The 10,861-nt window shown below is 67.9% G+C and carries 10 protein-coding genes; 7 read left to right on the forward strand and 3 right to left on the reverse strand.

Annotated elements, in window-relative coordinates; translation table 11 throughout:
- Window positions 1-25: 25 nt before the first annotated feature.
- Entirely contained in the window at window positions 26-2,758 is a 2,733-nt protein-coding gene (gene aceE, locus LNW73_RS22675) for a pyruvate dehydrogenase (acetyl-transferring), homodimeric type (protein WP_250975758.1), read from the reverse strand.
- A gap of 381 nt (window positions 2,759-3,139) precedes the next feature.
- Here aceE and LNW73_RS22680 point away from each other — a divergent pair, with 381 nt between their 5' ends.
- From LNW73_RS22680 to LNW73_RS22695, 4 genes are all read left to right on the forward strand, one after another.
- Window positions 3,140-3,580: a DUF3052 domain-containing protein gene (locus LNW73_RS22680; protein WP_138356772.1), complete on the forward strand. Its 441-nt coding sequence runs from the start codon at window positions 3,140-3,142 to the stop codon at window positions 3,578-3,580.
- Window positions 3,581-3,704: 124 nt separating this feature from the next.
- Window positions 3,705-4,163 carry a peroxiredoxin gene (locus LNW73_RS22685; protein ID WP_250991152.1) on the forward strand — a complete coding sequence of 153 codons (459 nt, stop codon included), beginning with the start codon at window positions 3,705-3,707 and terminating at the stop codon, window positions 4,161-4,163.
- Between the two features lie 112 nt (window positions 4,164-4,275).
- Complete coding sequence (locus tag LNW73_RS22690) at window positions 4,276-4,851, forward strand: TerD family protein (protein WP_138356774.1); 576 nt, start codon at window positions 4,276-4,278, stop codon at window positions 4,849-4,851.
- Between the two features lie 85 nt (window positions 4,852-4,936).
- Entirely contained in the window at window positions 4,937-5,512 is a 576-nt protein-coding gene (locus tag LNW73_RS22695) for a TerD family protein (RefSeq protein ID WP_250975756.1), read from the forward strand.
- Window positions 5,513-5,709: 197 nt separating this feature from the next.
- On the opposite strand, the gene LNW73_RS22700 is transcribed toward LNW73_RS22695, so the two are convergent.
- Window positions 5,710-6,459 carry an RNA-guided endonuclease InsQ/TnpB family protein gene (locus tag LNW73_RS22700; protein WP_308407707.1) on the reverse strand — a complete coding sequence of 250 codons (750 nt, stop codon included), beginning with the start codon at window positions 6,457-6,459 and terminating at the stop codon, window positions 5,710-5,712.
- 197 nt (window positions 6,460-6,656) lie between these two features.
- Between LNW73_RS22700 and LNW73_RS22705 the strand changes: the two genes are divergently transcribed.
- On the forward strand, window positions 6,657-7,799 hold the full coding sequence (locus LNW73_RS22705; protein WP_250991153.1) for a DUF475 domain-containing protein: 1,143 nt from the start codon (window positions 6,657-6,659) through the stop codon (window positions 7,797-7,799).
- A gap of 88 nt (window positions 7,800-7,887) precedes the next feature.
- On the forward strand, window positions 7,888-8,622 hold the full coding sequence (locus LNW73_RS22710; protein ID WP_250991154.1) for a TerD family protein: 735 nt from the start codon (window positions 7,888-7,890) through the stop codon (window positions 8,620-8,622).
- A gap of 32 nt (window positions 8,623-8,654) precedes the next feature.
- Here LNW73_RS22710 and LNW73_RS22715 read toward each other — a convergent pair whose 3' ends face one another.
- The gene (locus LNW73_RS22715) at window positions 8,655-9,497 is read right to left on the reverse strand and encodes a TerD family protein (RefSeq protein ID WP_250991155.1); all 843 of its coding nucleotides are present in this window, start codon (window positions 9,495-9,497) and stop codon (window positions 8,655-8,657) included.
- 177 nt (window positions 9,498-9,674) lie between these two features.
- Between LNW73_RS22715 and LNW73_RS22720 the strand changes: the two genes are divergently transcribed.
- A complete protein-coding gene (locus LNW73_RS22720) occupies window positions 9,675-10,841 on the forward strand; it encodes an HpcH/HpaI aldolase/citrate lyase family protein (RefSeq protein WP_250991156.1) in 1,167 nt (388 codons plus the stop codon).
- The last annotated feature ends 20 nt before the right edge of the window (window positions 10,842-10,861 follow it).

Raw genomic sequence — 10,861 nt, forward strand, 5'->3', positions numbered from 1 at the left:
TGAGACGTACCGCCTCGGGGCTACCTCAGGCGTCGCCGCCCGCGGCGCCGGGGTCGGCAGCCGTGACGTCGAGCAGCTGGTAGCGGTCCACGGCCTGCTTCAGCACCGAACGGTCCACCTTGCCGTCCCGGGCGAGCTCGGTGAGCACCCCCAGGACGATCGACTGCGCGTCGATGTGGAAGAAGCGACGGGCCGCGCCACGGGTGTCGGCGAAACCGAACCCGTCGGCACCCAGCGACTGGTACGTGCCCGGCACCCAGCGCGAGATCTGGTCCGGCACCGCGCGCATCCAGTCCGAGACCGCCACGAACGGGCCCTGCACACCGGCGAGCTTGCTCGTGATGTACGGGACGCGCTGCTCCTCCTCGGGGTGGAGCAGGTTGTGCTCCTCCACCGCGATGGCGTCGCGCCGCAGCTCGTTCCACGAGGTGGCCGACCAGACGTCCGCCTTGACGCCCCAGTCCGCGGCGAGGATCCGCTGCGCCTCGACGGCCCACGGAACCGCCACGCCCGACGCCAGGATCTGCGCCGGAACGGTGCCCTCGGTGCCCTCCGCGTACCGGTACAGACCCTTGAGGATGCCCTCGGCGTCCACATCGGCCGGCTCGGCCGGGTGCTGGATCGGCTCGTTGTAGACGGTCATGTAGTAGAAGACGTCCTCGGCGTTCTCGCCGTACATCCTCTTCAGACCGTCCTGCACGATGTGCGCGATCTCGAAGCCGAACGCCGGGTCGTACGCGACGACGGCCGGGTTGGTCGAGGCGAGCAGCTGCGAATGGCCGTCCGCGTGCTGCAGGCCTTCACCCGTAAGGGTGGTCCGGCCCGCGGTCGCGCCGAGCACGAAACCGCGCGCCAGCTGGTCCGCCATCTGCCAGAACTGGTCACCGGTCCGCTGGAACCCGAACATCGAGTAGAAGACGTAGACCGGGATCAGCGGCTCGCCGTGCGTGGCGTAGGCCGAGCCCGCCGCGATCAGCGAGGCCGTACAGCCCGCCTCGGAGATGCCGTCGTGCAGCATCTGGCCGGTCGGCGACTCCTTGTACGCGAGGAGCAGGTCACGGTCGACCGCCTCGTACTGCTGGCCCAGCGGGTTGTAGATCTTCGCCGACGGGAAGAACGCGTCCATACCGAAGGTGCGGTACTCGTCCGGGGCGATCAGCACGAAACGCTTGCCGATCTCCTTGTCCCGCATGAGCTCCTTGAGGATGCGGACGAACGCCATGGTGGTGGCGATCGACTGCTGGCCGGAGCCCTTCTTGGCCGGCGCGTACGCCTTCTCGTCCGGCAGCGCCAGCGGCTTCGCGCGCACCACACGGGTCGGCACATAGCCACCGCACGCCTTGCGGTGGTCGTGCATGTACTGGATCTCTTCGGAGTCGCGACCCGGGTGGTAGTACGGCGGGTAGCCCTCGTCGAGCTGCTTGTCCGTGATCGGGATGTGCAGCCGGTCGCGGAAGCGCTTGAGGTCCTCGGTCGTGAGCTTCTTCATCTGGTGGGTCGCGTTGCGGCCCTCGAAGTTCGGACCGAGCGTCCAGCCCTTGATGGTCTGGGCGAGGATCACCGTCGGCTGGCCCTTGTGGGCCTTGGCCGCCGCGTACGCCGCGTAGACCTTCTTGTGGTCGTGACCGCCACGGCCGAGGTGCAGGATCTGCTCGTCGGTCATGCCCTCGACCATCTTGCGCAGCCGCTGGTCGTCACCGAAGAAGTGCTCACGGATGTAGCCGCCGGTCTCGGTGGCGTACGTCTGGAACTGTCCGTCCGGCGTGGTGTTCATCTTGTTCACCAGGATGCCGTCGCGGTCCTGGGCGAGCAGCGGGTCCCAGCTGCGGTCCCAGACCAGCTTGATGACGTTCCAGCCGGCGCCGCGGAACTGCGACTCCAGCTCCTGGATGATCTTGCCGTTGCCGCGCACCGGCCCGTCGAGGCGCTGCAGATTGCAGTTGACGACGAAGGTCAGGTTGTCCAGGCCCTCACGGGCGGCGATCGACAGCTGGCCGAGCGACTCGGGCTCGTCCATCTCCCCGTCGCCGAGGTACGCCCATACGTGCGACTTGGAGGTGTCGGCGATGCCGCGCGCCTCCATGTAGCGGTTCATCCGCGCCTGGTAGATCGCGCCGAGCGGGCCGAGGCCCATCGAGACGGTCGGGAACTCCCAGAAGTCCGGCATGAGCCGCGGGTGCGGGTAGCTGGACAGGCCGTACGGGGCCTTCGACTTCTCCTGGCGGAACGCGTCGAGCTGCTGCTCGGAGAGCCGGTCCAGAAGGAAGGCGCGGGCGTAGATACCGGGGGAGGCATGCCCCTGGAAGAAGATCTGGTCGCCGCCGTCGCCCTCGTCCTTGCCCCGGAAGAAGTGGTTGAAGCCCACGTCGTAGAGGGAGGCGGAGGAGGCGAAGGTGGCGATGTGGCCGCCGACGCCGATACCGGGGCGCTGTGCGCGCGACACCATGACCGCCGCATTCCAGCGGGTCGCGTTCAGGACCTTCCGCTCGATCTCCTCGTTGCCGGGGAAGAACGGCTCGTCCTTGGTCGCGATGGTGTTGATGTAGTCCGTGCTGCGCATCTCGGGCACCGCGACACGCTTCTCGCGGGCGCGCTCGATGAGGCGGAGCATGAGGTAGCGGGCACGCTCACGGCCGCGTTCGTCGATAGCCGCGTCGAGCGAGTCGAGCCATTCCGCCGTTTCCTCGGGATCAAAGTCCGGGACCTGGCTGGGAAGGCCGCCAATGATGATCGGGTTGCGATCGGATCCGGAAGCCACGCTGTTCCTTCGCTACTAGGTCTTGCTCTGCTGGGTCGCGCCGCCTCCATCGTGTACCGCGTCGCCAGAAACGTCATCTCTACTGAGCGGTAACTGCCACTCCGTGAGACGGAGAGGTGCGCAGCGAAGCAGGCCTACGAGAGGCCAAATCAGAACTCTACGCCCACTCGGACGTACGACCGACCCCAGACTTCATTCGTGCACAACCCCGGCAAACCGGCGTGATCTGCGTCACGATTGGACGTGCGGGTTGCGGTGACACGTCACCGTTTAGGCGGTCTCGGCGGCCGGGTACTTGCGCGATCCGCCGCGTCCGTGTGGACTACCGCCAATAACCCCGCACAGGCGCGGGGAGTTTCCCCCCATGACAGGAGGCAAAGCGTGAGCGCGACCGCGGACCACGCGGAGGACCGGACCAACCCGGCTAGCCGGCTTGGATTCGAACCCGGACAGGTGGTCCAGGAACTCGGGTACGACGACGACTGCGACCAGGAGCTCCGAGAAGGTATCGAGGAGCTCACGGGCGAAGAGCTCGCCGATGAGGACTACGACGACGTGCCCGACGCCGTCCTGCTGTGGTTCAGGGAGGACGACGGCGACCTCACCGACACCTTGGTCGACGCCACGTCGACGATCGACGACGGCGCCCCGATCTGGCTGATGACCCCGAAGACCGGCCGTGAGGGCCACGTCGAGCCAAGCGAGATCGGCGAGGCCGCCCAGACCGCAGGTCTGGCCCAAACCAGCACAGTCAACGCCGCCAAGGACTGGTCGGGCAGCCGCCTGGTCACTCCGAAGACGGCCCGGGCCGCGAAGCGGTAGCTCTACCGGACCCTGCTCCGCGCCCCCGTCGACCCCGGTCGACGGGGGCGCGGTGCGTTCGGCTCCGGAGGGCAGTGACAGACTGTCCGTGACCTTTCCGGTACCGAGACGAGGATGTGCCCGCATGGCGATCGAGGTCGGCAGCAAGGCCCCGGATTTCGAGCTGAAGAACCAGCACGGCCAGACCGTGCGGCTCTCCGACTTCCGCGGCGAGAAGAACGTCGTGCTGCTCTTCTACCCGTACGCGTTCACCGGCGTCTGCACCGGCGAGCTCTGCGCCCTGCGCGACGAACTGCCGACGTTCCAGAACGACGGCGTGCAGCTGCTCGCCGTCTCCTGCGACGCCCCGTTCTCGCTGCGCGTCTTCGCCGAACAGGAGGGCCTCGGATACCCGCTGCTCTCCGACTTCTGGCCGCACGGGGACGCCGCGCGCGCCTACGGCGTCTTCGACGAGGAGAAGGGCTGCGCGGTCCGCGGCACCTTCGTCATCGACAAGGACGGCACCGTCCGCTGGACCGTCGTCAACGGCCTTCCGGACGCCCGGGACCTCAATGACTACGCAAAGGCCCTCGAAGAGCTGTAGTCGACGGGCTGCAGTCTTCGGGAACTGCTCACTAAGCTCAACGCGTTGATCTGTGTACCGCACGACGGGGGCGAGGGTACTGCCTGATACCCCATGACCGTATGGAGGACCCGTGGGAGTCAGCCTCAGCAAGGGTGGCAACGTCTCACTGACGAAGGAGGCCCCGAATCTCACGGCGGTCATCGTCGCTCTGGGATGGGACGCCAGGACCACCACCGGCGCCGATTTCGACCTGGACGCCAGCGCACTGCTGGCCAGCCCCGAGGGCAAGGTCATCTCCGACGCGCACTTCGTCTTCTTCAACAACCTCAAGAGCCCGGACGGCTCGGTCGAGCACCTCGGTGACAACCTCACCGGCTCGGGCGACGGCGACGACGAGGTCATCAAGGTGAACCTGGCCGGAGTCCCGGCCGATGTAGCCAAGATCGTCTTCCCGGTCTCGATCTACGAGGCCGAGAGCCGTCAGCAGAGCTTCGGCCAGGTCCGCAACGCGTACATCCGCGTCGTGAACCAGGCCGACAACAACGAACTGGCGCGCTACGACCTCACCGAGGACGCCTCCACCGAGACCGCCATGGTCTTCGGTGAGCTCTACCGCAACGGCGCGGAGTGGAAGTTCCGCGCCATCGGCCAGGGCTACGCCTCCGGACTGCGCGGCATCGCGCAGGACTTCGGCGTCAACGTCTGAACCCCTCGCGGCGCCGCACACCCGGCAGGGCGTGCGGCGCCGTGCACGTACCGACCTCAGCACGCACGGGGAGGAAGCGAAAACCATGGGCGTCACGCTCGCCAAGGGGGGCAATGTCTCCCTCAGCAAGGCCGCACCGAATCTCACCCAGGTGATGATCGGCCTCGGCTGGGACGCACGCTCCACCACAGGGGCGCCGTTCGACCTCGACGCCAGCGCCCTGCTGTGCGCCAACGGCCGGGTACTCAGCGACGAACACTTCGTCTTCTACAACAACCTCAAGAGCCCCGAGGGCTCCGTCGAGCACACCGGTGACAACCTCACCGGCGAGGGCGAAGGGGACGACGAGGAGATCATCGTCGACCTCACCAAGGTTCCCGAGCGCGTCGACAAGGTCGTCTTCCCCGTCTCCATCCACGAGGCCGACAGCCGCGGCCAGACCTTCGGCCAGGTCAACAACGCCTACATCCGCGTCGTGAACCAGTACGACCAGGCCGAGTTGGCGCGCTACGACCTTTCCGAGGACGCGTCCAGCGAGACCGCAATGATCTTCGGCGAGCTGTACCGCTACAACGGCGAGTGGAAATTCCGTGCAGTAGGCCAGGGGTACGCGTCAGGACTGCGAGGCATCGCCCTGGACTTCGGGGTCAACGTTTCTTGACCTCTCCCCGCCGTGACCGACCGGGATTCCCCACCCTCGCGGGTGGGGGTTCCTGCTTCCTCCGCCGCTGAACGAGACGGGTCGCGCCCCGCGCCGGCCGGTGCGGGTTCCCCCGCCCCTGCCGGTCCTACCGGAGCTCCACAGGCTTTACGGCCGGCGGCCCGCCGGTCCGTACTCGGTGCACTGGCGATGCCGGCTCAAGCGGCCGGCGGATGGCCGGGGTGCCGGATCACGGCCGGCGGACTCTTGCCGGGGGGCAGCCCTCTCACCAGCGCCCAGTACAGGCGCAGGCCCTCAGTGCGGAGGTTGGCCGCGGCATTGGTGTCCCGATCCAGCTCGGCGCCGCAGTGGGGGCAGGTCCAGGACCGTACGGACAGGTCTTTTCCGCCGTCCACGGCATGGCATGCGGCGCAGCGCCGCGTGGACGGGAAGAACCGGTCGACGACAACGACCGTGCGCCCGTACCACCTTGCCTTGTAATGCAGTTGGCGGATCAGTTCTCCCCATGAGGCGTCCGCGATGGCGCGGTTCAAGCCCGCCTTCTGCCGCACCCGCCGGCCCGGCTCGTCCACGGTGCCGGTGGCTGACCCCATGAGGTTGGCGATGGCCAGATCCTCCACCACGAGCACTTGGTTCTCGTGCACAAGGCGAGTAGTGATCTGATGCAACGCATCCTTGCGGGCGTCCTGCACACGGGCGTGGAGCCGGGCGACCTTGCGCCGGGCCTTGGCACGGTTCCGGGATCCGGGTTGCTTGCTGGGACTGAACGGGGTTGGGATAGCAGCGGAATCGGTAGGTCCGCTCCGTGGTTCCGGCCGGCCCGACCCGTCGCTCCATCCGCCGGGCCCCGCCCGGCACGCGCCGACTCGGCGCGGGAACGCCCCATTGCTCCAGCTCCGGGTGATGCACCTGCCATGCCCCCGCTTCTGATCGGACCGTACGAACATCACTTCACTTCCAACGAGGGAATTAGCATGAAGTGACGGGAAGTTCCCCGGGTTTCGTATTAGTGATGTTGTGGGGATCCTCTGGATGCGATATGGAAGGGGCCCACCGACTGAGGAGTTGCTGAGTGGGTCGGTAGAGTCTTGGCAAAGCCGCGGACTACGCGGGGGATCTCTCGTAGAGAAGGACTGGGTAGCCCGTGCTCCTCAAGACATTTGGCTGGTCGTTCGGCATCACTGCCGCCGGCCTGGCCTTGGCTGGGTACCTCTGGGGGTGGGAGGGGCTCGCGGTGGTCGCGATCCTCTCGGTCCTGGAGATCTCGCTGTCATTCGACAACGCGGTGATCAACGCCGGGATCCTCCGGAAGATGAACGCCTTCTGGCAGAAGATGTTCCTCACCGTCGGCATCCTGATCGCCGTCTTCGGTATGCGACTGGTCTTCCCGGTCGTCATCGTCTCCATCACCGCCAAGCTCAGCCCGGTCGAGGCGGTCGACGTCGCGATCAACGACCCCGACCGCTACGAGGCGCTGGTCACCGGCGCTCACCCGTCGATCGCGGCGTTCGGCGGGATGTTCCTGCTCATGATCTTCCTCGACTTCATTTTCGAGGAGCGGGACATCCGGTGGCTCGGCTGGCTGGAGAAGCCGCTGGGCAAGCTCGGCAAGCTGGACATGCTCTCCGTCGTGATCGCCATGGTCGTGCTGCTCGTCGCCGCGACCACGGTCGCCACCAGCGTTCCGGTGCACGGCGGGGACGGGACGATCGACAAGGCCGCGACGGTGCTGCTGTCCGGGATCGCCGGGCTCATCACGTATCTGGTCGTCGGCGGGATCTCCGGCTACTTCGAGGACCAGCTGGAGGATGCCGAGGACGACGCGGACGACGAGGCCGAGGCGGGCGCCAAGAAGGGCAGCACCGTGGCCGTCGTCGGGCTGGCCGGCAAGGCCGCGTTCTTCATGTTCCTGTACCTCGAGGTCATCGACGCGTCGTTCTCGTTCGACGGTGTCATCGGCGCGTTCGCCATCACCAACGACATCTTCGAGATGGCGCTCGGCCTCGGTATCGGCGCCATGTACATCCGGTCGCTGACGGTGTACCTGGTCCGCAAGGGCACCCTGGACGACTACGTCTACCTGGAGCACGGCGCGCACTACGCGATCGGCGCGCTGGCGGTCATCCTGCTCGTCACGATCAAGTACGAGATCAACGAGGTCATCACCGGCCTCGTCGGCGTCGTGCTGATCGCGGCTTCGTACTGGTCCTCGGTGGTGCGAAACCGGCGGATCGGGGAAAACTCAGAGGGGTCGAACGATACGGCGGAAGTCTCATCCGGGGTCTGACAGCTCTGACAGTCTGAACCCCGGAGCGAGAAGTCCCGCCCCCCGCCGATCCGGCGGGGGGCGGTGTCCGTTCAGGGGAGGGGTAGTCATGGCCTGGTGGAAGTTCCTGCGGCCCAGTGGCGCGTCACAGTTCGACGTCGCCAACGCGCACACCGTGGAGCTCACGAAACGGCACCCCATGGTCTCGCTGAGCAAACAGGGCGCGGCCGTCGGCAACCTGCGGATCAACCTGTCGTGGGAGATGCGGACTTCGGACACCGGCGGGTGGAACAAACAGGGCGGCGGCGGGTTGTTCGGCCGCCGGATGAACCTGTTCAAGCCGGAAATAGTGCAGGCAGCGGGGCCGGCGATGGTCAACGTCGACCTGGACCTGGCGTGCATGTACGAGCTCGCCGACGGGACGAAGGGCGTCGTCCAGCCGCTCGGCAACTTCCTGGGGGACCTGAACGAGCCGCCGTACGTCAAGCTCAGCGGCGACGACCGGTTCGGCGGCACCTCGGGCGAGACGATCTACATCAACTTCGACAAGCGGGACGAGTTCGTCCGGCTGCTGGTGTTCGTCTACATCTACGACGGCACGCCCGCCTTCGACCGCACCCATGCCATGGTCACGCTCTTCCCCAGCTCGGGTCCACGGATCGAGATCCCGCTCAGCGAGCGCGAGCCGCAGGCGCGGTCCTGTGCGGTGGTGCTGATCGAGAACCGCAAGGGCGAGCTGATGGTGCGGCGCGAGGTGAAGTACGTCTACGGGTTCCAGGCCGAGATCGACCGGCTGTACGGCTGGGGCCTGCAGTGGGGCCGGGGCTACAAGACCAAGGTGTGACGGCCCGCCGATGGCAGAACCCCGCCCGGGGCCTAGCGGCGGCCGGTCTGGAACTGGGGGCCCTGGGGTGGCAGCGCGAAGCCGGGGGAGGCCGCCACCGGCTGCGGGTACCCGTAGGCCGGTGCGGCGGGCTGGGGGCGCTGCTGGGGCGGCTGGGGGTACCCGTAGGCGGGCTGAGCGGGTACGTGGCCGGGGGCGGGGTCCGGGAGCGGGTAGCCGTACGCGGAGGTGGCCTCGGGCTCCGGGACGGCGGGCGGCGCGTGGACGGGCTCGCGGGAGCCCGCGGCGGGGCCGGAGCCGGGGTCCGCTCCGGAGTCCGCCTCGTCGTCGACGGCGATGCCGAATTCGGTGGCGAGGCCGACGAGGCCGGTCGCGTAGCCCTGGCCGAGCGCGCGGAACTTCCACGTGGTGTCGCGGCGGTACAGCTCGCCGCAGATCAGCGCGGTCTCGTCGCCGGTGTCGGGGGTGACGTCGAAGGTCGCCAGCGGTGCGGAGCGGACCGGCGCACCCGTGTCGAAGAGGAGAACGTGCAGGTCGGGGACCTGTCCGAAGGAGCCGCCGTCGGCGGACGCGGCGATGACGACGCGGGCCACGGAGGCGTCCAGCGACGTCAGGTCCACCTCGACGGTGTCGGTGAGACCCTCGGCGACCCGCTTCTTGGGCAGGTGCCGGGCGAGCCCCGACGGATGCCTCGGTTCGTTGTAGAAGACGAAGTCCGCGTCGGAGCGGACCCGGCCGTCCGCGCCCAGCAGCAGGGCCGAGGCGTCGACGTCGGGGACGCCGGCGCCGGGGCTCCAGCGCAGCACCGCCCTGATCCCCAGGACGTCCAGGGGGATGTTCGAGCCCTTCACCATCGCGTGCGTCATGGCGGTCATCCTGCCTTCCCTGGTGGGCGGGCCACAACGCAGGGGACTGGACGCGCCGTGCGGGGTCATACGACGGACGTGCGGGGGTTACCTGATTTTCACGCACGGGGGGAACGTCAGTCGTGTGACCGCACGTACGATAATCCGCCAGATGCCATTCGGTCAGCCATGCATAAAAGGGGGCATATGCGCCACTTCGGACACCTTGCGACGGACGTACGGAACGAACTGTTCCACCGCGAGCCGCAGGAATTCACCGCGGACTCTTCCGCCAGCACGCTCTCCGTCGCCCTCGGCGCGACCCTTTACAGCCCGGCGACCCGGCCGCACCTGGCCGACGACGTACTGAAGCAGGCCGCGCACGGTGTGGTGTCCATGGTCCTGTGCCTCGAGGACTCGATAGACGACCGCGAGGTCGTGGACGCCGAGGCCAATCTGGTCCGGCAGTTCGCCGAACTCGACCGGCGACAGGGTGCCGGCGACCCTCCGCTGCTGTTCATCCGGGTCAGGACCCCGGCGCAGATAGTCGACCTGGTGCAGCGGCTCGGTGACACCGTGCGACTGCTGTCCGGATTCGTCCTGCCGAAGTTCACCGAGGAGAGCGGCGTCCCCTTCATGGAGGCGCTGGCCGGGGCGGAGTCCGCCTGCGGTCACCGGCTCTTCGCCATGCCGGTCCTGGAGTCCCCGCAGCTGATGCACCTGGAGAGCCGCGTCGAGACGCTCTCCGGGATCTACCGCACGGTCGACAAGTACCGGGACCGCGTGCTGGCCCTGCGGCTGGGCGTGACGGACTTCTGCTCCTCGTACGCGCTGCGCCGGGCGCCCGCGATGACGGCCTACGACGTCCAGATCGTCGCCTCGGTGATCGCCGACGTCGTCAATGTCTTCGGACGGGCCGACGGGACCGGGTTCACCGTGACCGGGCCGGTGTGGGAGTACTTCCGGCACCACGAGCGGATGTTCAAGCCGCAGCTGCGCCGCAGCCCCTTCACCCCGGAGGCGGAGGACCTGCGCACCGCGCTCATCGAGCACGACATGGACGGGCTGCTGCGCGAGATCGAGCTGGACCGGGCCAACGGCCTGCAGGGCAAGACCTGCATCCACCCCACCCATGTGTTCCCCGTGCACGCGCTGAACGTGGTCACGCACGAGGAGTACTGCGACGCCGCCGACATCCTCCACGAGGACCGCACCGGCGGCGGGGTCCTGCGCTCCGCCTACACGAACAAGATGAACGAGGTGAAGCCGCACCGGGCCTGGGCCGAGCGCACCATGCGCCGCGCCGAGACCTTCGGGGTGGCCCGCGCCGACATCGGCTTCGTGGAACTGCTCGCGGCCTGTCTGCCGTCCTGATCAACGCCGCGCCTGATCTG

This window comes from Streptomyces sp. RKAG337 (genome assembly GCF_023701715.1).
GTDB lineage: Bacteria > Actinomycetota > Actinomycetes > Streptomycetales > Streptomycetaceae > Actinacidiphila.